Raw genomic sequence first — 22,926 nt, 5'->3', positions numbered from 1 at the left:
CATGGTCGATCCCGCTTTCGTCCAGACCATGGCTTGCTACAATGCCTGGCAGAACCGCAGCCTGATGGCGGCGGCAGACGGCTTGACCGACGAGGCGCGCAAGCTCGATCGCGGCGCCTTTTTCAAGTCGATCCACGGCACTTTCAACCACATCCTCTGGGCCGACGAGACCTGGCTCGGCCGCCTCACCGGCAGCGAGAAGCCCTCCGTCGGGGGACGTGATTCCGCCCTGTATTTCGAGGGCTGGGCGCCGTTCTGCGCGCGCCGGCGCCAGCGTGACCAGTTCATTCTCGACTGGGCGGACAAAGTCACGGCCGATTGGCTGCGCGGCACGCTGATCTGGTATTCCGGTGCGGCCGGCCGCGAGATGGGCCGGCCGCGCGGCTTCGTGATGGCCCATTTCTTCAACCACCAGACCCATCATCGCGGCCAGATCCATGCCATGCTCACGGCGGCGGGCGCGAAGCCCGATGATACCGATCTCTTTTTGGTCGATGAGCCGCGCTAGGCAGGGCTCGCTGCGGGCAAGCCATTGCGGCGTTTGGAACGCGCAGCCGACTTTTTCGCTTCGATCGGGCGATCACCGATATCGTCGCTATCGTCTTTCTCCCGATCCGGAGGTACGGCCGCCGTCGCGTTCTGACTGAGCTTCTGGAACAGGCCGAGTCCGACCAGTGTCAGCACGGCGAGCAGCATCAAGAGGCCCGGATAGACGATGTCTCCAATCGCCTCGCGTGAGGTCTTGGCGATCAGCACCAGCGATTCCAGCGACAGCGCCACGATCAGGATCGACATGAACTTGGTCAGCGAGCCCCGCGCCTCGGCAGGGCGGCGCATCTCGCGATCGGCGACGACTTCCTCCTCGAACAGGAACTTGCCGACATCGGCGACCGCGACCGCGATGATCACGAGCCCGATCGCGTCGAGCATCGTGTCGAGCGCGCCTTCGCCGGTCCAGAAGCCCTGCGAGGTCCGCCAGACCGCGACGCTGATCAGCACGATCGAGGCGCCGAGCAGCGCGAAGGAGATGATGGTGTAGAGCAGCCGGCTGAACAGCGTCATGTTTCCTCCGATGCGCCTGGTGGCCACAACCGTTGGCAGTCCGCTGGGTTCCGTCGCGGTGGGGTCAGGCTCCCGAATGGCAGAGCTTGCATGGCCGCTCTCACGGTGCAGCCGATTGCCGGCTATCGCGATCCGTGATCCAAGCGCAGAGTTCCGCCGGAGCGCTTCACATGCCCGAGACGACGACGCTCATCACCTTCTCGCTGATCGCGCTCGGCATGGTGCTGACGCCCGGCCCCAACATGATCTACCTGATTTCGCGCTCGATCGCGCAGGGTCGGGGAGCAGGGCTGATCTCGCTTTGCGGCGTGATCCTCGGTTTTTTCGTCTACATGTTCTGCGCCGCCTTCGGCATTACGGCTCTGCTCTTCGCAGTGCCTTATGCCTATGATGCTCTGCGGCTCGGCGGCGCGGCCTATCTGCTCTGGCTCGCCTGGCAGGCGGTGCGGCCGGGCGGGCGCTCGCCGTTCCATGTCCGCGACCTCCCCCATGACGGGCCGCGTAAGCTCTTCGCGATGGGCTTTCTGACCAGCCTGCTCAACCCGAAGATCGCGATGTTCTATCTCGCGCTGCTGCCGCAATTCATCGATCCGACCGCCGGCCATGTCCTCAGCCAGTCGGTCGTGCTCGGCTTCGTCCAGATTGCGATCAGCGGCAGCGTCAATGCCCTGATCGCCACGGCGGCCGGCAGCATCGCGCTGTTCCTGCGGACGCGGCCCTTCTGGTCGCTGGTGCAGCGCTGGCTGATGGGGACGGTGCTCGCCGGCTTTGCCTTGCGCATGGCGATGGAAACGCGGCGCTAGCCACTCCGGATGTCGGCCCTCGAAACCGCATCGGAAGCGCCCCGGCCGAGCCTGCCGGACCTGTTCGCCGGGTTCCTCAAGATCGGCCTGATGGGCTTCGGCGGTGTCGGGCCGGTCGCGCGCCACGTCATCGTCACCGAGCGCAACTGGCTCGATGATCGCGGCTATGCCGAATTGATCGGCATCTGTCAGGCGCTGCCCGGTGCCAACACGGTCAATGCGGCGGTGATGCTGGGCGACCGCTTCCGTGGCGGCATCGGCGCGCTGACCTGTGTCTTCGCCCTGATGGCGATGCCGCTCCTCTGCCTGGTCGCGCTCGCGAATGGCTATGACGCCGTATCCGGCCATCCGCTCGCGCAGATCGCTTTGACCGGTGCCGCCGCCAGCGCCGCTGGGCTTATCCTCGGTACGGCCTTGCGGCTGCTCGCGAAGGCCGGTCTCGCGCGCTGGGCCTGGGTCATGGCTGCGGCCGCCTTCGTTGCGGTGGGCCTGCTGCGCCTGCCGATGCTGCCGACCCTGCTGGTGCTCGTGCCGCTTGGCCTCGTGGCGGCGACGCTAGGAGCGCGGCGGGTCTGATGGAGCGCGGCGTCTTCTTCCAGTTGATCGTCACCTTCGGCACAATCTCGCTGATGGCGATCGGCGGCGCCAATGCTGTCGTGCCCGAAATCCATCGCCAGGTCGTCGATATTCTCGGCTGGATGGATGCGCCGACCTTTGCCCGCCTCTTCGCCATCGCGCAGACGGCGCCCGGCCCCAATATCATGCTTGGCAGCGTCATTGGCTGGCATGTCGCAGGTGCGGCCGGTTTGCTTGTTGCAACGGCCGCACTCTTGCTGCCGTCCTGCCTGCTGGCGCTCGCCTCCAGCCGTGGCCTCCAGCGTTTCGGCGGCAGCCGCGTGGTCCGGATCGTCACGCTGGCGCTGGTGCCGATCGCGCTCGGTCTGATGCTGGCGAGCGGCGTGGTTGCGACGCTGGCCGCTGACGCCGGCCTCGTCGGTTATGCGATCACGGCCGCCACGGCGCTGGCGACCTATCGCTCGAAGGTCAACCCGCTTGTGCCTATGGCAGTCGGTACGCTGGCCTATGTCCTCGCCTGGTATGCCGGTATCGCCTGAGTTCGCAGTCCTGCCGGAATCCGCCGCCGCGGCTATGCGCGTCGTGAATGGCATGGGCGTCGCCGCCCGCCATTGCCGCTCGCGGCAATGGCGATAAGCTCGCCTGCATTATCCCATCCGGAACGAATGCGAGCGAGCCCATGAGCGCCCCGAGCCACAGCGCCCTGACCCCAGAGGAGAAGAAGGTCACCGAGTGGCTGGCGAGTCGCAAGGAAGGCATGGTCGCACTGCTGCGCGAGCTGGTCGACACCGACTCGGGCTCCTATGACAAAGCCGGCGTCGATCGGGCCGGCGATGTCGTCGCACGCTTCCACCGGGCGAACGGGCTCGAGGTCGAGATCGTGCCGGACAGCCGCTTCGGCGATGCGGTCCGGGCTCGCCTGCCCAACCCAACGGCCAACGATCAGCGCCCGGTCATGCTGCTCGGCCATCGCGACACCGTCTTCCCGCAGGGCGAGCCGACGCGCCGGCCCTTCACGATCAAGGGCTCGCGGGCCTATGGCCCGGGCGTCGCCGACATGAAGGCGGGCGTGATGATCTCGGCCTTCGTCGCGGCAGCCTTCGCCGAATGCGGCGGCCTCGCCGCGCCGCTCCTCATGCTGACGACCAGCGACGAGGAGATCGGCTCGCCGTCCTCGCGGCCGGTGATCGAGGCGGCGGCACGCGAGTCGCGCTGTGTCTTCAATGCCGAGCCCAGCCGTCTGCCGGCGGGCACCGAATTCGCCAGGGATCAGAAGCAGTCCGTTACCAGCGGCCGCAAGGGCGGCGTCTTCATGCGGGCCGACTTCACCGGAAAGCCCGCTCATTCCGGCGCGAATTACGAGAAGGGAGCTTCGGCTATCGTCGATCTCGGCCACAAGATCCCGAAGCTCCAGGGCCTCACCGATCTGGAGAAGGGCGTGACCGTCAATGTCGGCCTGATCGGCGGCGGCCAGACCGTCAACACCATCGCGCCCAGCGCCTGGTGTGAGATCGACCTGCGCTATGTCACCGCCGCCCAGCGCGATGAGATGGTCGGCAAGATCAAGGCGATCGTCGAAGCCCCCGAAGTTGCCGGCACCAGCGCCGTGCTCTCGATCAAGGGCGAGTTCCTGCCGCTGGAGCGCTCCCCGGAATCGGCCGCGCTCTACGACACCTATCGCGAGGCGGCTGCCAGCTTCGGCATCGGCGTCACCGCGGAATTCACCGGCGGTTGCGCCGATTCCGGCTTCACCGCCGCACAGGGCACTCCGACGCTCTGCAGCGTCGGCCCGATCGGCGGCATGGCTCATACCCCGGACGAGTTCCTGGAGGTCGAGAGCATCGTCCCGGCGGCACAGGTTCTGGCGCTCGCCGTGATGCGTGCGGCAGCCAGGGTGGAGTGACGGCACGAGTCGCTGTCACGTCTCCGGCGTCATGCCCGGGCTTGACCCGGGCATCTCAGGCAGAGCGGAGTGTTGTCAGGCGGGGCGATCTCGTCACGAGATGGCCGGATCAAGCCCGGCCATGACGGGGCAGATCAGAACGCCTCTTCCCAGTCCCGGCTCAGGCGCATGGCGCAATTGATCAGGCCGACATGCGAATAAGTCTGGGGGAAATTGCCCCACAGCTCGCCGGTCTTGAGGTCGGCATCCTCCGAGAGCAGGCCGAAGCTGTTGCGCCGCTGCAGGATGCGCCCGAACAGTTCCTTCGCCTCTTCGCTGCGCCCGATCGCGTTCAGCGCCTCGACATACCAGAAGGCGCAGATCAGGAAGCCGGTATGCATGTAGCCGAAATCGTCCTGCGTCGCGTAGCGCAGCAGGAGGTCGCCGCGCTTGAGATCGCGGCCGATCGCCTCGACGGTGGCGACGAAGCGGGCGTCGTCCGGCTTGACGAAGCCGAGTTCTGCCAGCAGCAGCAGCGTCGCGTCGAGGTCCTCGCCGCCGAAGGTCGAGACGAAATGGCCCTTGCTCTCGTTCCAGATCTGCTCGGCGATGATGTCCTTCAGCCGGCGCGCCTCGCCCTTCCAGTATTCCTTGCGGTCGGCGCGCCCGAGCGTGCCGGCGATGCGGGCGAGCCGGTCACAGGCGGCCCAGCACATCACGCTGGAGAAGGAATGCACGGCCTCCTTCTCGCGCAACTCCCAGGGGCCGGCATCGGGCTTGTCGAATACGGCGATGGCGATCTCGCCCATGCGTTCGAGCTGCCCGAACAAGGTTTCCTTGCCGGGCTGGATCAGGCGGCGGTCGAAGAAGGCATGCGTCGCCGCCAGCACGACCGCGCCATAGCCATCGTTCTGGATCTGCACCGCCGCGCCATTGCCGAAACGCACCGGCTGGTGCCCGCGATAGCCCGACAGGTTCTTCGCCTCGAACTCGACGAGCGAGCCGCCCCGCGTGATCGGGTAGAGCGGGGGCAGGTGCTCGGCGCCGCTTTCGGTGAAGGTGTCGACGATATTGGTGATGAAGCCGAGGTAGTCTTCCATCGTCCGCGTCGTGCCGAGGCGGTTCAGCGCATGCACGACGAAATAGGCGTCGCGTAGCCAGCAATAGCGATAGTCCCAGTTGCGTTGCGTGCCCGGAGCCTCGGGAATTGATGTGGTCAATGCCGCGACGATCGCGCCCGTTTCCTCGAAGGAGCAGAGTTTCAGCGTGATCGCCGCGCGTATCACCTCCTTCTGGTATTCGAAGGGGATCGAGAGCGAGCGCACCCAGTCGCGCCAATAATCTGTGGTCTTGTCGAGGAACTCGCGCGAGGTCGTCTCGATTTCGGCGCGCAGGGCTTCGTCGGAGCCGATGAAGAAGGAGTAGGCCTGGTCGACGGCGAACGGCGTGCCTTCCACGACATAGGAGAGCGGCGCGTTGGTCGTCAGCCGGATGGTCTGATCGGCCCCCACGAAGCGGACATGGTTGGAACCGCGCGTGATCTCGTCGGGCTCTTCACCGATGCCGAGGCAGGGCCTGGCCAGCACGCGGATGCGCGGCCGGCCGGAGACGCGTCGAACCCGGCGCACCAGTTGCGGCGGCCGGAAGAAGCGCTCGTAGCGCACGAAGCGCGGCGCGAAATCGAGAATTTCGATTGCATTGCCCTGGTCGTCAGAGAGCACCGAGGAGAGGATCGCGGTGTTGTCGAGATAGCTCTGCTCGCAACGCGTCATGCCGACGAGCTCGATGGCGAAAACGCCCTTTTCGGGCTCGGCGTCGCCATCCTCGGGCTGGTTGTCGATCAGCGAGCAGAAGACGGGGTCGCGGTCGAAGCGCGGGAAGCAGCCCCAGACGATGCGGGCGCGGCGGTCGATGAGGGCGGCGATCGAGCAATTGCCGATCACGCCGAGGTCGAGCGAGGCCGAGTGCTGCCCCGCAGTCGAAGTCGTCACGGTCATGGTCGGTCAGTCCTGCTTGAAGCTGGAAGCGGAAAGATGGCCGCCTTCGGCGGCTTCGAGAAGGATGTGCCTGAGCGCTGTGGGCGAGGCGAGCCGGAAGGTGGCGTGGCTTTCGCGGTCCGTGCCGATTCGGACGGAGACGCCGCCCATGGCGTTGACGGCTTCGAACCCGTCCTCGTCGGTGATGTCGTCGCCGATGAAGACCGGTCGACGTCCGGCATAGGACGGGGTCGCCATCAGCCAGGCGACCGCACTACCCTTGCTGGCGCCGGCCGGAACCAGTTCGGCGACGGCTTTCCCCTCCTGCAGCCGCATGCCCGGCCCCAACCTCGCCGCGATACGACGCATCAGGGCCAGGGCCTCTTCCTCCAGTGAAGGTGCCAGGCGCCAGTGCAACGCCACGGAAATGCGCTTGTCTTCGACGATGATGCCGACATGGCTGTTGGCGAAACGGACGAGGTCGCGCAGCGCCTCCCGCATGCCATCGTGCGTGTCGGCCTGCGAGCGGATTTCGCCGTCGACGCGGATCTGGGCGCCGTGCAGCCCGGCGATGTCGAAGCGGTGCGGGGCCAGGATTCTGTCGAGAAAGGCGATCGGGCGGCCCGAGACCAGGGCGAGTGCCCCGCCGAGCTGCGCGCGCAGTAGCGTCAGCGCTGGCGCCACGCGGCGGTCGAGATGCACGTCTTCCGGCGAGGGCGCGATTTCCACGAGTGTGCCATCGAAATCGAGAAAAAGAGCGATTTCGCGATCGGAGGGAACGATCTCGTCGGGCCTTGCGGCGATATCGGGTTCGGTCAGGGTCGTCATCGTTTCGTATCTGGGCAGAGAAGGCGGCAGAAGAGCGGCCGTTCAGCCGGTGATATCCTTTTCTGTCTTATCGACTGGCGACGGCCGTGTCGAAAATTCGGTGCGAGGGGTTGCCTCGATCTGTCGAAAGCCTACCATGGTTGTCGCGATTTCACCGCACGGCTGCCACAGGGCTGCCATGTGACCGCGTCCGCACCACGGAAACATTACGCTTTCGGAAGTGTTCTGTTCCTGCCGCCGATGGCGAAATGCGGGCGGCCTCTGCCGGAGAATGCTAAAGCTTATGCGTCTTGTCGTCGTTTCCAACCGCGTCACGATTCCCGATCGCCATGAAAAGGTGATGGCGGGAGGGCTGGCCGTCGCCCTGCGCGAGGCGCTGGAGCAGCGAGGCGGTCTCTGGTTCGGTTGGAGCGGCGCCGTGAGCGAAGGCTCGCCCACGCAGATTCGGCAGGTCCAGCACGGTAACGTGACCTATGCGGTGACCGATCTCAGCGAGGCCGAGCGCCAGAGTTATTACCTCGGCTTCTCGAACCGCGCGCTCTGGCCGCTGATGCACTACCGGCTGGGCCTGACCGAGTTCCAGCGCAGCGACTATATGGGCTATCTCGGCGTTAACCGCCGCTTTGCCCGCGCGCTCGCCGGACTGATCAAGCCCGACGATCTCATCTGGATCCACGATTACCACCTGATTCCGCTGGCAGCGGAGTTGCGCCGGCGCGGCGTCACCAACCGCATCGGCTATTTCCATCACATTCCCTGGCCGGCGGCTGAGGTCATCGACGCCTTGCCCTTCAGCGCGACGCTGATCCGTACCATGGCCGCCTATGATCTCGTCGGGATGCAGACCGAGGTCGACGCCCGCAACCTGATCGGGGGACTGGTCTCCCTTTGCGGTGGCCGCACGGATGGAAGGCGGGTCCGGCTCGGTTCGCGCGAGACGTCGGTGCAGGCCTTCCCGATCGGCATCGATGTCGAGGGCTTCCGCAAGCTCGCGGCTGCTTCCGTCCGCCAGGCGGCGACGCCGCTGCGGGCAACACGGGAATCCCTTGGCGAGCGCAAGCTCGTCATCGGCGTCGATCGGCTCGATTATTCCAAGGGCATCGTTCAGCGCCTCGAAGCCTTCGGCGAGTTCCTGCGCAACCATCCCGAGGAGCGCGGCCGGGTCAGCCTGTTGCAGGTCGCGCCCCCTTCGCGCAGCGATGTGCCCGAATATGCCGAGCTCGACCGCCAGTCCGACGAGGTTGCCGGCCGCCTCAATGCCCAGCTCGGCGAATTCGACTGGACGCCGATCCGCGTGGTCAAGAAGGCCTATTCGCGCAAGGCGCTGGCCGGCTTCTACCGCCGTGCCCAGGTCGGGCTGGTCACGCCGATGCGTGACGGCATGAACCTCGTCGCCAAGGAGTACATTGCCGCGCAAAACCCTGCCGATCCGGGCGTTCTGGTGCTCTCGCGCTTTGCCGGCTCTGCTCAGCAGATGGGCGAAGCGCTGATCGTCAACCCCTTCGATTCCCATGAGGTGGCGGAGGCGATCCGCACCGCGCTCGCGATGCCGAAAACGGAGCGCATCCGCCGTTTTGAACGGCTCTACGCTCTTATCGCCGCCACCGATATCGATTGGTGGACGCGGCAATATCTGCTCGCGCTGTCGGGGGATAAGCCCTCGGCGGAGACATTGGCTGCCGGTGGGTTGCGCAAGGAGCCCCGTGCAGGCGCGCGGCGCGCGGGCCGGGGCGAGGCATCGGCCGCGTCATCGCCGCCTTCGGAAGCCGGTGTGGGCAAGATGTCGGCAGGATCGCGCGGCAAGCGGAGCGCTGCCGGGGGCTCTCATCTGGCATTGGTGCGGCCGTGAGACTTGGCTCTTGCGTCAGGAAAACGGCTGAAATCTTGGGGGGATGCTGCATAGCTCGTTCGCGGCCCTTGCCGAATAAGGTCTTTCGTCGCTAGAAGGCAGCATGACCGGAGCGGGCGACTCAGGGTCTGGACAGGCATCGTATCGTCGATGGCTGAGGAGGCGGGCGGAGGGCTGAGATCGATGCGAGGCGCTCTCGGAGGACCGGGCGTTCTGTTGCGCCGTCTCCGTGAGGTCATGGCGGCATCGATCAGCCCGCAGGAGCGGCTGGACCGGCTCGTCGTGCTGATCGCCGGCAATCTCGTCGCCGAGGTCTGTTCGGTCTATGTCCTGCGCGAGGACGGCTCTCTCGAACTTTACGCAACCGAAGGCCTCAATCGCGAGGCGGTCCATCTCACCACCATGCGGGCGGGCGAAGGCCTCGTCGGTCTGATCGCGAGCGAGGCAGAGCCGCTGGCGCTGTCGGATGCGCAGGCGCATCCCTCCTTCTCCTATCGTCCGGAGACGGGCGAAGAGGTCTACCGCTCCTTCCTCGGTGTGCCGATCCTGCGCGGCGGCGCCGTGATGGGCGTGCTCGTCATCCAGAACCGCGCCTCGCGGCTCTATTCCGAGGACGAGATCGAGACGCTCCAGACCACAGCCATGCTGATGGCGGAGATGATCGCGGCTGGCGGCCTCAAGTCTCTGGCGGCGCCCGGCGCCTCGATCGGCCTCGACCGGCCGATCCACGGCGTTGGCGTGGCGCTGGCCGATGGCGTCGGCCTCGGCCATGTCGTGCTGCACGAGCCGCGGGTCGCGATCACCAATCTCATCGCAGAGAATCCGGCGGCCGAGGTCGGCCGTCTCGAAGCGGCGATAAGCGAGATGCGGGCCTCGATCGACGAACTGGTCGAGCGCGGCGACATCGCCCATACCGGCGAGCATCGCGACGTGCTCGAGACCTTCCGCATGTTCGCTCACGATCAGGGCTGGCTGCGCCGCATGCGCGAAGTCGTGATGACCGGTCTCACCGCCGAGGCGGCGGTCGAGCGCGTCCAGTCCGACACCCGTGCCAAGATGCTGCGCCAGACCGACCCCTATCTGCGCGAGCGGCTGCATGATCTCGACGATCTCGCCGACAGGCTGTTGCGCACGTTGGTCGGCAAGGCCAACGGCGTCGCCCGCGAGAACCTGCCGGAGAACGCGATCCTCGTCGCCCGGTCGATGGGGCCGGCGGCGCTGCTGGACTACGACCGGGCCCATTTGCGCGGGCTCGTGCTGGAGGAGGGCGGCCCGGCCAGCCATATCGCCATCGTCGCCCGTGCGCTCGGCATTCCCGCCGTCGGGGAGGTCGTCAATGCGACCGCGCTGGTCGAAGCGGGCGATGCCATCATCGTCGATGGCCAGGCCGGCGAAGTGCAGATCCGCCCGCAACCCGACGTCGAGAATGCCTATAAGGACAAGGCGCGGCTGCGCGCCCGCAAACAGAAGCAGTATCAGAAGCTGAAGGAACTCCCGGCGGTGACCCGCGACGGGGTCGAGATCACGCTGCAGATCAATGCCGGTCTGTTCGTCGACCTGCCGAATCTGGAAGCCACTGCCGCGTCCGGGATCGGCCTGTTCCGTACCGAACTGCAGTTCATGGTGGCGCAGCACATGCCGACAACGGCCGAGCAGCAGGCGCTCTATGCCACGGTGCTCGACGCCGCGGCGGAACGGCCCGTCACCTTCCGTACGCTCGATATCGGCGGCGACAAGGTGCTGCCCTATATGGAGCGTGTCGAGGAGGAGAACCCGGCGCTCGGTTGGCGCGCGATCCGCATCGGCCTCGACAAGCCGCGGTTGCTGAGGGCGCAGGTGCGCGCGATGCTGCGCGCCGGGGCGGGCCGCGATCTCAAGATCATGCTGCCGATGGTCGCGACCACCGAGGAGTTCCGCCGCGCCCGCATGATCATCCGCCGCGAGCAGGCGATGCTGGAAAAGCAGGGCGTCACGCCGCCGCGCGACCTCAGGGTCGGGGTGATGGTCGAGGTGCCCTCGCTGCTGTTCGAGTTGCCCGAGATCGCGCGAGAGGCTGATTTCCTGTCGATCGGCACCAACGATCTCATGCAGTTCCTCTTTGCAGCGGACCGTGAGAACAAGCGCGTCGCAGACCGCTTCGATCCTCTCGGTGTCGGCTCGCTCCGGGCTCTCCGGCGTATCGTCGAGGCGGCTGCCGAGACCGGCTGCCCGGTCACTGTCTGCGGCGAGATGGGTGGCAAGCCGCTGGAAACCATGGCCCTGATCGGTCTGGGCTATCGCGGCTTCTCGATGTCGGCCGCCTCGATCGGCCCGGTCAAGGCGATGCTGCGGGCGCTCGATGCCGGCAAGTTGCGCGAGCGCATGGACTGGATGCTGGCTGCGCCGGAGGGGGCCACCAATCTGCGCCCGCAGCTCTCCGCCTTCGCGACCGAGTTCAAGATTCCGGTCTAGCGACGCTGCTTGCGCCGTCTCTGCCGCCTTTCCCTGTCGTTCCACGAGTTCCCGCATGTCCCTCCAGCTCCCCCAGGATCGTCTTGACGTCATCGTGGCGCGCCATGCCGCTGCGACCGACGAGATCAATCACGCGACCGAGGCGGCGCGCACCGTCGAGCTGGCGAAGGAACTGGCGGAGCTCGATCCCGTCGTCGCCGCGATCGCCTCATGGCGGCAGGCGCAAGCCTCGCTGGAGGAGGCCGAGGGGTTGATCGCCGACCCCGCCACCGACTCCGAGTTCCGCGATCTCGCCTACGAGGAGCGCGACGCCGCCCGCGCCGAGATCGAGGCGCGCGCCCGCGAGATTCTCGTCGCCCTGCTGCCGAAGGATGCAGCCGACGAGCGTGGCGTCATCCTGGAAATCAGGGCGGGCACCGGCGGCGACGAGGCTTCGCTCTTCGCCGGTGATCTCCTGCGCATGTACCAGCGTCACGCCGCTCAGAAGGGCTGGAGCGTCGACATCCTCTCCGAGAGCGAGGGAACGATGGGTGGCTTCAAGGAGGTCATCGCCGAGATCAATGGCCGCGGAGTTTATGCCAGGCTCAAGTTCGAATCCGGTGTCCATCGCGTCCAGCGCGTGCCGGATACCGAAGGAAGCGGGCGCATCCACACCTCTGCCGCGACGGTGGCGACGCTGCCGCTCGCGACCGATGTCGATGTCGTGCTCAACGAGGCCGATATCCGTATCGACACGCTGCGTTCGGGTGGTGCCGGTGGCCAGCACGTCAACAAGACGGAATCGGCCGTGCGCCTCACTCACATCCCCACCAACACCGTCGTGCTGGTTCAGGACGAGCGCTCCCAGCACAAGAACAAGGCGCGAGCATATGAATTGCTGCGTGCGAAGCTCTTCGACATGGAGCGCATGCGCATCGATGCCGAGCGCTCGGCGGACCGGCGTTCGCAGGTCGGCTCCGGCGATCGTTCGGAGCGCATCCGCACCTATAATTTTCCGCAGGGACGCGTCACGGACCACCGCATCAACCTGACGCTCTACAAGCTCGACGAGATGATGCAGGGTCTCGTTCTCGACGAGATCGTGGATGCGTTGACCGCAGAGCATCAGGCGAAGCTGCTGGCGGCCGAGGGCATGGCGTGAGGCGCTCGCGATGAAACCAAAATCCTCGCCCCGCGTTGATAAGGCATCGACACCAGCGAAGGGGGGACCCTCTCATGATCAAGATGTTTTCGACGATGGCCGTGGCCGGGCTGATGACGCTGGCGATGAGCGGCGTCTCGCAGGCTCAGGAAAAGACCTTCCGCAAGATGACGGCGGGGCAGCCGGCCGCCTTGCAGGGCGCGATGACGCAGTCGCAGGCGCGCAAGGCATGCCGGATGGAGATGGGCGGCACTCGCGAGAGCAAGGCCGCGATCAACAAGAAGATGAAAACCTGCATGGACCTGAAGATGAACGGCAACTAGCCGCGGGTTGGGAAACTGCGAAGCTCTTCGAGGCCTTTGCTGAAAATCTGTCAGGGGAGGGCGCCGTGCCGACCGTCAGGGAGGTGCGGCGCCTGCTTGCGAGAGAGCTTCAGCGCGCCGGCTCGGCCAGTCCGGGGCTCGATGCGCGCTTGCTGGTCGAGGGCAGCCTAGGAGTGGAGCATGCCGATTCCGCCATGAATCTGACGGCCGAGGCATGCGCCCGGCTGAAGGGTTTCATGGCCCGACGCGTCGCAGGCGAGCCGGTCTCGCGTATCCTTGGAGAGCGCGAATTCTGGGGGCTGCCGTTCCGTCTGTCACCGGCGACCCTGGAGCCGCGGCCCGACAGCGAGACGATCGTCGAGACGGCGCTCGCCGAACTGACCGGGCGCCGTGACGAGGAGCTGGCGCTGCTCGATCTTGGCACGGGTACCGGTTGCCTGTTGATCTCACTGCTCAGCGAACTGCCCCTGGCGCGAGGTGTCGGCGTCGACCTGTCCGGAGAGGCCTGCTGTACCGCTGCCGGTAACGCCGCTCTCAATGGCGTCGACGGCCGGGTGACTTTTCGGCAGGGTAACTGGACCGAGGGGCTGACTGGCCGCTTCGACCTCATCGTCTCGAACCCGCCGTATATACCGTCGACCGAGATCGCGACGCTCTCCGTCGAGGTGCGCGAGCATGATCCGCTGCTGGCACTGGATGGAGGGCAGGACGGGCTTGGACCCTACAGGCTCTTCGCATCTGCACTGCCGCCCTTGCTGGCGCCCGATGGCATCATCGTTCTGGAGATCGGGGCGGGGCAGGGGCCGGATGTCGTCGCGTTGATGCGGGGGGGAGGGCTTGAATTCCGGGGTAGCCGCCACGATCTCGGTGGGCATGAGCGGGCGCTGATCTTCACGCTCGCTTGAGAATGCACAGGCTTTTGGTCGATTTCGCTTGGAGAAGCCGCCAAAAGCAGCTATGCAGCTCCCAGCCGAAGCTGGTGGCGTCAGAGCCGGGCCTCTGGGCAGTTCCCGATCTTGCAGGATTTGCTCGAGTTCGGCATCGTTTGCGGGCGTGTTCCCGAGGCGATGCAGCTGATAAGCCGGATGGAGCCCCGAAGGCGCGTGTCGCCGATCGGCTCATGGGGTTGAAACCCCTTTTTGGAAAAGAGCGCGTGAAGACCAGGAACGGCGGATCGCCCCTTCAGGTCAACTTAGCCCGACACAGCGTCACAACCCGCTGTGCTTCGCGACGCGCATGACGGCACCACGGTTGTTTTGAACACAGAAGCGCGAGACAGACGCGAATGAGACCAGGTCAGAACCGGCGTATGCGCGGCCGCAATAATAGCGGCGGCGGCAACAATAACGGTAATCGCAAATCTCCGAATCCGTTGCAGCGCAGCTACGAATCCAACGGTCCGGACGTAAAGGTTCGCGGCACGGCGCAGCATGTCGCGGAAAAATACCTGCAGCTTGCGCGCGATGCCCAGTCTTCGGGCGACACTGTCGCGGCCGAGAGCTATTTCCAGTACGCCGAGCATTACTATCGCATCCTGCTCGCGGCGCAGGAGCAGATGGCTCAGCAGTTCGGCCATTCCTTCCCGCCGAATCGCGCCTTCGTCGAAGACGCGGACGAGGGTGAGGAAGAGGGTGACGAGGAGGGCCAGCCCTTCCAGCCCGGCACCGGCCCGCAGCCGGAGATGCGCTCCAACGGTTATGGCAACCCCAATGGCTATAACGGCCATGGTGGAGGCCAGCGCACCGAGGGTGAAGCGGGAGAGGGCCAGCAGGGCGGCCAGCGCTTCGACCGCCAGAATCGCCGCGAGCGCTTTAACAACGACCGCAACAACAATAACAACGAGCGCCGTTTCGATCGCCCGGATCGTGGCGAACGCCGTTTCGACCGCAATGCCGAAGGCGGCCAGGGCGCTTCCGGCGGTTACGCGCCGCGCCCCGACGCGCCGCGTTCCGACATCCCGGTGAGCGAAGGCGGGGCCATCGAGGCCGCTCCCGAGCAACCGCAGGGTGAACAGCGCCGCTTCGAGCGTCCGGAGCGGAGTGAACGTCCCCAGCGCGAGCGCCGTCCGCGCCGTGAACGCGAGGTCGAGGCCGATGCGGGTGACGACGTCGCAGCCTCTTTGCCGTCCTTCTTGACCAACCCCGTGCGTGTCGTGGCGCCGGAGCCGGTCGAGGCCCCCGTGGCCGAGCCGGTCGCAGCCGTCGCGCCCGCCGAGGAGGCCGCGGAAGCGGCGCCGAAGCGCACCCGCCGCCGCCGCTCGCCGCGCGAGGTCATGGACGCGCTGGGTTCGGAGACGGACGGCTCGGCCGAGTAAGCCGTTGCCGGGTCAGCAGTTGGATATGGAGAAGGGCCCTTTAGGGCCCTTTTTCTTTGCTCGATAGCGATCAGGAGATGCCGGGTTCGGCTGGCGCATCCGCGACGGCCAGGTTATCCCCTTCGCCGAGCGAGCCCTTGGCGAGGATGCGGCAATAGATGCCGCAGTCGACATGGCCATAGTTTTTCATCAGCGCTTTCGGGATCTGCATGTCGCGTGCGCCCGTCTCGGGATCGACATTGGTCGCGGCGCAGCGCTCGATCCGCTTGATCACCTGCAGGCGCAGCCCGCCCGGCCCGGTGATCTCCCGATCGACGAGATCGTTCTCGGCCCATGGCGCAAGCCCGCTGACCATCAGGTTCCCGCGGAAGCGCAGGGGATCGACCGGCTGCCCGAGCCGGCCTTCGAGATCGGCGACGCTGGCGAGGTTGATGATCGAGACGAAGCCCGAGCGCGAATCGGTGAAGCGATAGCTCGGCGGCGCCGTCAGCAGCTTCGGGGTGCCGCGCAATTCCTCGGGCATGAAGCCCGTGAAGAAACGCGAGATCGCGGCGCGGCCATCGTCGTTGGCCGTCGCCGCACGCAGCACTTCCAGCCCGCCCTCATGGATGACCAGATCGCCGCTGGCGTCATCGTAGCGGGTCTTCAGCCGTGCCAGCGACTCGTTGCGCATCAACATGAGGTATTTGATCTTGGGCTGGTGCACCGGCTCGGCCGCATCGAAGCCCGAGGGCCCGTTCTCGATCGCGAAGAGGCGGTCGCCCGGAAAATAGCCGCCGGCCGAGAGCGCAGCATGCCTGATCCGTTCCGGCGACAGACCCTTCACGGGATAGCGGCAGAGCGTTTCGATGCGCATGATCATGTCCGGTCGTTGAAGGGCAGTCAGGTCGGCAGGGACCATATCCATCTTGCGAACCTCTGACAGATCAAATCTTGCGTCTGTTTTGATTGGTCCTAGGTATTGTCCCGACAAGTGGGGACCGGCTTTTGGGGAGCCGATGTCGCACTACTCATCCTCGCCATCGCTGACCGAACGCTGGCAGCCCCAGCCGGCGAGCACGGCGTCGGTGTCATCCGCGACGAAGAAGCGGGCAGCGTCGCGGTCGTAGCCTTCGCTCAGCAACCGCTCGTAATCGGTATGGACGTGGCGGACATGGCTGCCGAGGGCGAGCCAGAGCGCGGTCGAAGGCGGCAGGTCCTTCATGTGGCGCCGCTCGGCCAGCGCCACCACGGCCTCGGCGTCGGAGAGCGGAATGCCTGGCGCCAGCGCCCTTAACGTTTTGCGAATCGCCTGCTGTCGCTTGGTCCCGGCCATGCCCGATCTGGGCCTGCCCTTTGCGCCAGGTCAAATCTGGGCCGGCCCTCTTCCGTTGCGCCGATGCCACACTATCTTGAAGGACGAGGGGCGGCCCATCGCGGCGCCCCATCCTGATGAAAGGGCAGCGGGTTCGCGTCGCTACGGGGCGCGTCCTGCGGGCGGAGTGACTTGAATGAATATCGAGAAATATACGGATCGCGCGAAGGGCTTTCTCCAGGCGGCGCAGACGATCGCCTTGCGGGAGGGGAACCAGCAGTTCACCCCCGAGCATCTTCTGAAGGCCCTGCTCGACGACAACGAAGGCATGGCGGCGGGTCTGATCGATCGAGCCGGCGGCCAGTCTCGCGTCGCCTTGCAGTTGGTCGACCAGGCATTGGCCAAGTTGCCGAAGGTTTCCGGCGGCTCCGGCGGCCTCAACCTCACTCAGGGCCTTGCCCGCGTCTTCGACACCGCCGAGAAGGCGGCCGAGAAGGCCGGTGACTCATTCGTCACGGTCGAGCGGCTTCTGCTCGCGCTGGCGGTCGAGAAAGACACCGAGGCGGGCAAGGCGTTGTCAAAGGCCGGCGTCACCCCGCAGGCGCTGAACGCTGCGATCGAGGCGATCCGCAAGGGCCGCACCGCCGATTCCGCGTCAGCCGAACAGGCCTATGACGCGCTGAAGAAATACGCCCGCGACCTCACCGCCGCAGCGCGCGAGGGCAAGCTCGACCCGGTGATCGGCCGCGACGAGGAGATCCGCCGCACCATCCAGGTGCTGTCGCGCCGCACCAAGAACAATCCCGTCCTGATCGGCGAGCCCGGCGTCGGCAAGACCGCCATCGCCGAGGGCCTCGCGCTGCGCATCGTCAATGGCGACGTGCCCGAGAGCCTGAAGGACAAGGAGCTGCTCGCGCTCGACATGGGCTCGCTGATCGCCGGCGCGAAATATCGCGGCGAGTTCGAGGAGCGGTTGAAGGCGGTGCTGACCGAGGTCTCGTCCTCGGATGGCGGCGTCATCCTGTTCATCGACGAGATGCATACCCTGGTCGGCGCCGGCAAGACCGATGGCGCGATGGATGCGTCCAACCTGCTGAAGCCTGCTCTGGCGCGCGGCGAACTGCACTGCGTCGGCGCGACCACGCTCGACGAGTACCGCAAATATGTCGAGAAGGACGCTGCCTTGGCCCGGCGCTTCCAGCCGGTCTTCGTCGACGAGCCGACGGTCGAGGACACCATCTCGATCCTGCGCGGCCTCAAGGAGAAATACGAGCAGCATCACCGCGTCCGCATCTCGGATTCGGCGCTGGTCTCGGCAGCGACCTTGTCGAACCGCTACATCACCGACCGCTTCCTGCCGGATAAGGCGATCGACCTCGTCGACGAGGCCTCGGCGCGCCTGCGCATGCAGGTCGATTCCAAGCCGGAAGAGCTGGATTCGATCGATCGCGAGATCGTCCGTCTCAAGATCGAGCAGGAGGCGCTGAAGAAGGAGAGCGATGCCGGCTCGAAGGAAAGGCTGAAGCGGCTCGAATCCGAGCTGGCCGACCTCGAGTCGCGCTCCGACACCATCACGGCCAAATGGAAGGCCGAGAAGGACAAGCTGGGCGCGGCCGCGGAGATCAAGACCAAGCTCGATAATGCCCGTAACGAGCTCGCCCAGGCGCAGCGCAAGGGCGAGTACCAGCGCGCGGGCGAGCTCGCCTATGGCGAGATCCCGCAGCTCGAGAAGAAGCTGGCCGAGATCGAGGAGAACGGCGACAGCGCCGGCATGGTCGAAGAGGCTGTGACCCCCGATCACGTCGCAGCCGTCGTCTCGCGCTGGACCGGCGTGCCGGTCGACCGGATGCTCGAAGGCGAGAAGGAGAAGCTGCTCCGCATGGAGGAGGTTCTCGGTGCTCGCGTCGTCGGGCAGAAGGAGGCGGTGGAGGCGGTCTCGACCGCGGTCCGTCGTGCGCGGGCCGGTTTGCAGGACCCGAACCGCCCGATCGGCTCCTTCATGTTCCTCGGCCCCACCGGCGTCGGAAAGACCGAGCTGACCAAGGCGCTCGCCTCGTTCCTGTTCGATGATGATACCGCGCTCGTGCGCATCGACATGTCCGAGTACATGGAGAAGCACTCGGTCGCCCGGCTGATCGGCGCGCCTCCCGGCTATGTCGGCTATGAGGAGGGCGGAGCGCTGACGGAAGCCGTGCGGCGCCGGCCCTATCAGGTCGTGCTCTTCGACGAGGTCGAGAAGGCGCATCCCGACGTGTTCAACGTCCTGCTGCAGGTGCTCGACGACGGCCGCCTGACCGATGGCCAGGGCCGCACCGTCGATTTCCGCAACGTGCTGATCATCATGACCTCGAATCTGGGTTCGGAGTTCCTGGTGAACCAGCCGGAAGGGCAGGACAGCGACGCGGTTCGCGACGAGGTCATGGGGGTGGTCCGCCACGCCTTCCGGCCGGAGTTCCTGAACCGGATCGACGATATCATCCTGTTCCATCGCCTCAGGCGGAAGGACATGGACGCGATCGTCGATATCCAGATGGCCCGGCTGCAGAAGCTGCTGACCGACCGCAAGATCACGCTCGAGCTCTCGAAGGAGGCGCGCGAGTGGCTGGCCGACAAGGGCTACGACCCGGCTTACGGCGCTCGCCCGCTCAAGCGTGTGATCCAGAAGTCGGTGCAGGACCCGCTGGCGGAAGCCATCCTCGCGGGCGAGATCGTCGATGGCGAGGACGTGCCGATCACCGTCGGGCCGGGCTCGCTGATGCTGGGCGATGTCGCGGCGGTGAAGGAAAAGCGCCCGGCCGGCGTTGCGTTGAACTGAAATCCGCCGAGTCGATCGATGAGGAAAGGGCCGCGTGAGCGGCCCTTTTTTATCTTTGGCGGCTCAGCCGCGCTTCAACAGGAACACCGCCTGCGCGCCGAACAGGTTCCAGAACCACCAGGGCGCGTTGACACCGACCTTGCCGCCGGCTGCGTCGAGCGCGACCGCGCGCTCCTTGCGGGCACCGATCTGGTCGCAGAGCGTGACGAAGTCACGGATCGTGCAGAAATGGATGTTGGGTGTGTCCCACCAGGCATAGGGCAGGGCATCCGTCACCGGCATCCGCCCCTGGAAGAACACCTGGCTGCGCATCCGCCAATGCCCGAAATTCGGGAAAGAGACGATGGCGTGCCGGCCGATACGCAGCATCTGCTCCAGCACGAGCCGCGGATTGCGCGTTGCCTGGATCGTCTGGGAGAGGATGACGTAATCGAAGCTATCGTCCGGGTAGTCGCCGAGGTCGGTATCGGCGTCGCCCTGGATCACCGAGAGCCCGCGTGCGACGCAATCGGCCACGCCCTCGCGGGACAACTCGATGCCGCGCGCATCGACCTGGCGGCTTTCGGCCAGCAGCGCGAGCAGAGCGCCGTCGCCGCAGCCGACATCGAGCACGCGCGTGCCGGGCTGCACCATCTCGGCGACGAGCCTGAGGTCGATGCGGTTGGTCTGGTTGTCGCTGAAGGCCATGGTCTAAAGTCCGCGCGCCCGGGCCGCAGCGCCGATGAAGCCGCGCGTCGTGGCGAAGAGATTGGGCTCTTCCAGCAGGAAGGCGTCGTGGCCCTTGTCGCTCTCCAGCTCGACGAAGGAGACCGAGGCGCCGGCCGCGTTGAGCGCATGCACGATCGCGCGTGAATCCGCCGTGGGGAACAGCCAGTCCGAGGTGAAGGAGGCCACGCAGAAGCGCGTCTTGGTACCGGCGAAGGCGCGCGCCAGCACGCCGTCATGGTCGGCGGCGAGGTCGAAATAATCCATCGCCCGCGTCACGTAGAGATAGGAATTGGCGTCGAAGCGCTCGACGAAGCTCAGCCCTTGGTGGCGGAGATAACTTTCCACTTGAAAGTCAGCGTCGAAGGAGAAGGTCGGTGCCTCCCGGTCCTGCAATTTGCGGCCGAATTTGCGGTGCAGCGCCTGCTCCGAGAGATAGGTGATATGAGCGCCCATTCGCGCGACCGAGAGCCCCTTGGCCGGGCGCGTGCCCTCTTCGAGGTAGCGCCCCTGCCGCCATTCCGGATCGGCCATCACCGCCTGCCGGCCGACTTCGTGGAAAGCGATGTTCTGGGCCGAGTGCTTGGCGCCCGTCGCGAGCGGCAGCGCCGAGAATACGCGGTTCGGATAGCTCGCCGCCCATTGCAGCACCTGCATGCCGCCCATCGAGCCGCCGGCGACGCAGAACAGCGTCTCGATGCCCAGTGAATCGACCAGCGCGGCCTGCGCCCGCACCATGTCGCGGATGGTCACGACCGGGAAGGACAGGCCCCAGGGCTTGCCGGTCGTCGGGTCGGTCGAGGCCGGCCCGGTCGTGCCGGTGCAGCCGCCGATGACATTGGCGCAGATCACGAAGAAGCGGTCGGTATCTACAGGCTTGCCCGGCCCGATCATCGCCGTCCACCAGCCGCCCTTGCCGGTGATCGGATTGCGGCTCGCGACATACTGGTCGCCGGTCAGCGCGTGGCAGACCAGCACTGCGTTCGATTTCTCGGCATTCAACGTGCCGTAGGTCTGATAGGCGATCTGCCAGTGGTCGAGCACGATGCCGCAGTCCATCAGCAAGGGCGTGTCAGGCCCGAAGCGCGCGACCGGGCTGGAGGGCTCGTTCGCCTCCTTCTGCGGATCGGCCAGGTTCGGGGAGAGGTCGCTCATATCGTCCGCTTCGGCAGTAGGATTTGTCTTGCCGGTCCAGGCGTTCGGAAAATCGAACTCTAGCGATGCCGCGCCAAAGCGCTTCTGTCAACGCGGGACTGCGCAGCCGGCTTTGCCAAGGCGTTGCGGGAGCGCTAAGGAGCGTGGCCTTGCTGGAAAGCGCGTTGCCATGACCGAAGCCGCCCCGACCACCCTTGCCGACCTGCGCGGTGAAATCGATCGCATCGACAGCGCGATGCATGCGCTGCTGATGGAGCGCTCGCAGGTCATCGAGACGCTGATCTCGATCAAGAAGACGCAGGCCTCCGGCTCCGCCTTCCGCCCCGGCCGCGAGGCCGACATCATGAAGCGGCTGGCCCTCAGTCATAAGGGGTTGCTGCCGCTCGACACGGTCGAGAGCGTCTGGCGCATCATCATCGCGACTTTCACCTATGTGCAGGCGAACTACTCCGTTCACGCCGACACGTCCGGCGGCGATGCGGCGATGCGCGATTCCGCCCGCTTCCATTTCGGTTTCACCGTGCCCTACCTCCCGCATGAGGATGCGCGCTCGGTCATCCGTGCCGTGGCTGAGTCGGCTGGCGATCTCGGTATCTTCCGTATGGATCAGGGGGCCAGCGCCGGCATCTGGTGGCGCGACCTGATCGGGGCCGATGCGCCCAAGATCATCGCGCGCCTGCCTTTCGTCGAGCGTCCGAACCACCCTGCGGGAACGCCGGTCTATTGCATCGCCAAGCCATTGGCGGACGCCGCCGTGCGCGAGATCGTGCTCTATGCCGCCCGCGTCGAGCGCTGGTCGGAAGCTTTGCGCCACAGCCTTGCCGAGCATCTGGCCGAGGTCTCGGCCTCGGCGGCCGACGGCTCGCACCTGTCGCTGCTGGTCGCGGCCTCCGGCGAGGTCGACCAGGCCGCGATCCGGCAGGCCCTCGTGCCGGCGGGCTTGAGCGATTTCGCCGAGGTCGGCAGCCACGCCGCCCGCTTCTCTGTCAAGTCTGCCCGCTGAACCGGGCTCGTATCGCTTCCTGCAAGGTCAATCGTCATGGCGACCCGTCCCACCCCGCGTCCCGGCGTCCTCGATATCGAGGCCTATGTCCCCGGCAAATCCGCCGCGCCCGCCGGCGTGAAGCTGCACAAGCTCTCCTCCAACGAAACCCCGCTCGGCCCGAGCCCGAAGGCGATCGCCGCCTTCGAAGGCCTCGCCGCCAAGCTGGAGCTCTATCCCGATGGGACGTCGACCAAGCTCAAGCAGGCGATCGCCGGCCGCTACGGCCTCGACCCCGCGCGGATCATCTGCGGCAACGGTTCGGATGAACTGCTGGAGCTCGTCACCAAGGCCTATCTCGGCGCCGGCGACGAGGGCATCTACAGCCAGTACGGCTTCCTGGTTTACCGCATCGCCATCCTCGCGATGGGCGGCAAGCCGGTCATCGTGCCCGAGAAGAACTACACGGCCGATGTCGACGGCATCCTGGCGGCGGTGACGCCGAAGACGAAGATCGTCTTCCTCGCCAATCCGAACAACCCGACCGGCACCTATCTGCCCTTCGACGAGGTCAAGCGCCTGCAGGCCGGCCTGCCGCCGCATGTCCTGCTCGTGCTCGACGCGGCCTATGCGGAGTATGTTCGCCGCAACGACTACGCCTCCGGTATCGAGCTCGTCGCCGAGAGCGAGAATGTCGTGATGACCCGAACCTTCTCGAAGATTTACGGCCTCGCCAATCTGCGCATCGGCTGGATGTATGCGCCGGCCCA

General features: G+C 66.2%; 21 protein-coding genes. 14 read left to right on the top strand and 7 right to left on the bottom strand.

Going from position 1 to position 22,926, the window contains the following annotated elements:
- Window position 1: 1 nt before the first annotated feature.
- Complete coding sequence (locus J0I42_RS12380) at window positions 2-508, top strand: DinB family protein (protein ID WP_291655139.1); 507 nt, start codon at window positions 2-4, stop codon at window positions 506-508.
- Here the strand turns inward: J0I42_RS12380 and J0I42_RS12375 are convergent.
- Window positions 505-1,062, bottom strand: coding sequence for a GNAT family acetyltransferase (locus J0I42_RS12375; RefSeq protein WP_291655138.1), 558 nt, complete (start codon window positions 1,060-1,062; stop codon window positions 505-507). The genes J0I42_RS12380 and J0I42_RS12375 overlap by 4 nt on opposite strands.
- A 170-nt stretch (window positions 1,063-1,232) precedes the next feature.
- On the opposite strand from J0I42_RS12375, the gene J0I42_RS12370 reads away from it, so the two are divergent.
- The 4 genes from J0I42_RS12370 (at window position 1,233) to J0I42_RS12355 (ending at window position 4,344) form a co-directional block, all read left to right on the top strand.
- Entirely contained in the window at window positions 1,233-1,865 is a 633-nt protein-coding gene (locus J0I42_RS12370) for a LysE family translocator (RefSeq protein ID WP_291655137.1), read from the top strand.
- A gap of 9 nt (window positions 1,866-1,874) precedes the next feature.
- On the top strand, window positions 1,875-2,441 hold the full coding sequence (locus J0I42_RS12365; RefSeq protein ID WP_291655136.1) for a chromate transporter: 567 nt from the start codon (window positions 1,875-1,877) through the stop codon (window positions 2,439-2,441).
- On the top strand, window positions 2,441-2,980 hold the full coding sequence (locus tag J0I42_RS12360; protein ID WP_291655135.1) for a chromate transporter: 540 nt from the start codon (window positions 2,441-2,443) through the stop codon (window positions 2,978-2,980). Before J0I42_RS12365 ends, J0I42_RS12360 begins: the two co-directional genes overlap by 1 nt.
- 140 nt (window positions 2,981-3,120) lie before the next feature.
- Window positions 3,121-4,344 (top strand): M20 family metallopeptidase, encoded by a 1,224-nt coding sequence (locus J0I42_RS12355; RefSeq protein WP_291655134.1) that lies wholly within the window; start codon window positions 3,121-3,123, stop codon window positions 4,342-4,344.
- Window positions 4,345-4,478: 134 nt separating this feature from the next.
- Here the strand turns inward: J0I42_RS12355 and J0I42_RS12350 are convergent, their stop codons facing one another.
- Together J0I42_RS12350 and otsB are read right to left on the bottom strand one after the other, a co-directional pair.
- A complete protein-coding gene (locus J0I42_RS12350; protein WP_291655133.1) occupies window positions 4,479-6,320 on the bottom strand; it encodes a glycoside hydrolase family 15 protein in 1,842 nt (613 codons plus the stop codon).
- Between the two features lie 6 nt (window positions 6,321-6,326).
- Window positions 6,327-7,127: a trehalose-phosphatase gene (otsB, locus tag J0I42_RS12345; RefSeq protein WP_291655132.1), complete on the bottom strand. Its 801-nt coding sequence runs from the start codon at window positions 7,125-7,127 to the stop codon at window positions 6,327-6,329.
- 283 nt (window positions 7,128-7,410) lie between these two features.
- Between otsB and J0I42_RS12340 the strand changes: the two genes are divergently transcribed.
- The 6 genes from J0I42_RS12340 to J0I42_RS12315 all read left to right on the top strand — a co-directional run bounded on the left by J0I42_RS12340 (window position 7,411) and on the right by J0I42_RS12315 (window position 15,205).
- Complete coding sequence (locus J0I42_RS12340) at window positions 7,411-8,976, top strand: alpha,alpha-trehalose-phosphate synthase (UDP-forming) (RefSeq protein ID WP_291655131.1); 1,566 nt, start codon at window positions 7,411-7,413, stop codon at window positions 8,974-8,976.
- Window positions 8,977-9,159: 183 nt separating this feature from the next.
- Entirely contained in the window at window positions 9,160-11,427 is a 2,268-nt protein-coding gene (gene ptsP / locus J0I42_RS12335) for a phosphoenolpyruvate--protein phosphotransferase (protein WP_291655130.1), read from the top strand.
- 55 nt (window positions 11,428-11,482) lie between these two features.
- The gene (prfA, locus tag J0I42_RS12330; protein WP_291655129.1) at window positions 11,483-12,568 is read left to right on the top strand and encodes a peptide chain release factor 1; all 1,086 of its coding nucleotides are present in this window, start codon (window positions 11,483-11,485) and stop codon (window positions 12,566-12,568) included.
- 74 nt (window positions 12,569-12,642) lie between these two features.
- Window positions 12,643-12,891, top strand: coding sequence for a hypothetical protein (locus J0I42_RS12325; protein WP_291655128.1), 249 nt, complete (start codon window positions 12,643-12,645; stop codon window positions 12,889-12,891).
- Between the two features lie 65 nt (window positions 12,892-12,956).
- The gene (prmC, locus tag J0I42_RS12320) at window positions 12,957-13,796 is read left to right on the top strand and encodes a peptide chain release factor N(5)-glutamine methyltransferase (RefSeq protein WP_291655127.1); all 840 of its coding nucleotides are present in this window, start codon (window positions 12,957-12,959) and stop codon (window positions 13,794-13,796) included.
- 404 nt (window positions 13,797-14,200) lie between these two features.
- On the top strand, window positions 14,201-15,205 hold the full coding sequence (locus tag J0I42_RS12315; protein WP_291655126.1) for a DUF4167 domain-containing protein: 1,005 nt from the start codon (window positions 14,201-14,203) through the stop codon (window positions 15,203-15,205).
- Window positions 15,206-15,275: 70 nt separating this feature from the next.
- Here J0I42_RS12315 and J0I42_RS12310 read toward each other — a convergent pair whose 3' ends face one another.
- A complete protein-coding gene (locus J0I42_RS12310) occupies window positions 15,276-16,061 on the bottom strand; it encodes an MOSC domain-containing protein (RefSeq protein WP_291655125.1) in 786 nt (261 codons plus the stop codon).
- Window positions 16,062-16,211: 150 nt separating this feature from the next.
- Complete coding sequence (locus J0I42_RS12305; protein WP_291655124.1) at window positions 16,212-16,520, bottom strand: DUF2293 domain-containing protein; 309 nt, start codon at window positions 16,518-16,520, stop codon at window positions 16,212-16,214.
- 175 nt (window positions 16,521-16,695) lie between these two features.
- Between J0I42_RS12305 and clpB the strand changes: the two genes are divergently transcribed.
- Window positions 16,696-19,314, top strand: coding sequence for an ATP-dependent chaperone ClpB (gene clpB / locus J0I42_RS12300; protein WP_291655123.1), 2,619 nt, complete (start codon window positions 16,696-16,698; stop codon window positions 19,312-19,314).
- Window positions 19,315-19,377: 63 nt separating this feature from the next.
- On the opposite strand, the gene metW is transcribed toward clpB, so the two are convergent.
- Window positions 19,378-20,001 (bottom strand): methionine biosynthesis protein MetW, encoded by a 624-nt coding sequence (gene metW / locus J0I42_RS12295; RefSeq protein WP_291655122.1) that lies wholly within the window; start codon window positions 19,999-20,001, stop codon window positions 19,378-19,380.
- Between the two features lie 3 nt (window positions 20,002-20,004).
- The gene (metX, locus tag J0I42_RS12290) at window positions 20,005-21,174 is read right to left on the bottom strand and encodes a homoserine O-acetyltransferase MetX (RefSeq protein ID WP_291655121.1); all 1,170 of its coding nucleotides are present in this window, start codon (window positions 21,172-21,174) and stop codon (window positions 20,005-20,007) included.
- A gap of 169 nt (window positions 21,175-21,343) precedes the next feature.
- On the opposite strand from metX, the gene J0I42_RS12285 reads away from it, so the two are divergent.
- Together J0I42_RS12285 and J0I42_RS12280 are read left to right on the top strand one after the other, a co-directional pair.
- Window positions 21,344-22,177, top strand: a complete 834-nt coding sequence (locus J0I42_RS12285; protein WP_291655120.1) for a chorismate mutase — start codon at window positions 21,344-21,346, stop codon at window positions 22,175-22,177.
- A gap of 30 nt (window positions 22,178-22,207) precedes the next feature.
- On the top strand, window positions 22,208-22,926 hold a 719-nt coding region (locus J0I42_RS12280; protein ID WP_291655257.1), incomplete at its 3' end, for a pyridoxal phosphate-dependent aminotransferase.

Origin of the sequence: Allobosea sp. (assembly GCF_017308015.1) — a bacterium.
Classification (GTDB): domain Bacteria; phylum Pseudomonadota; class Alphaproteobacteria; order Rhizobiales; family Beijerinckiaceae; genus Allobosea.
This window is presented reverse-complemented; position numbering and strand designations above follow the sequence as displayed.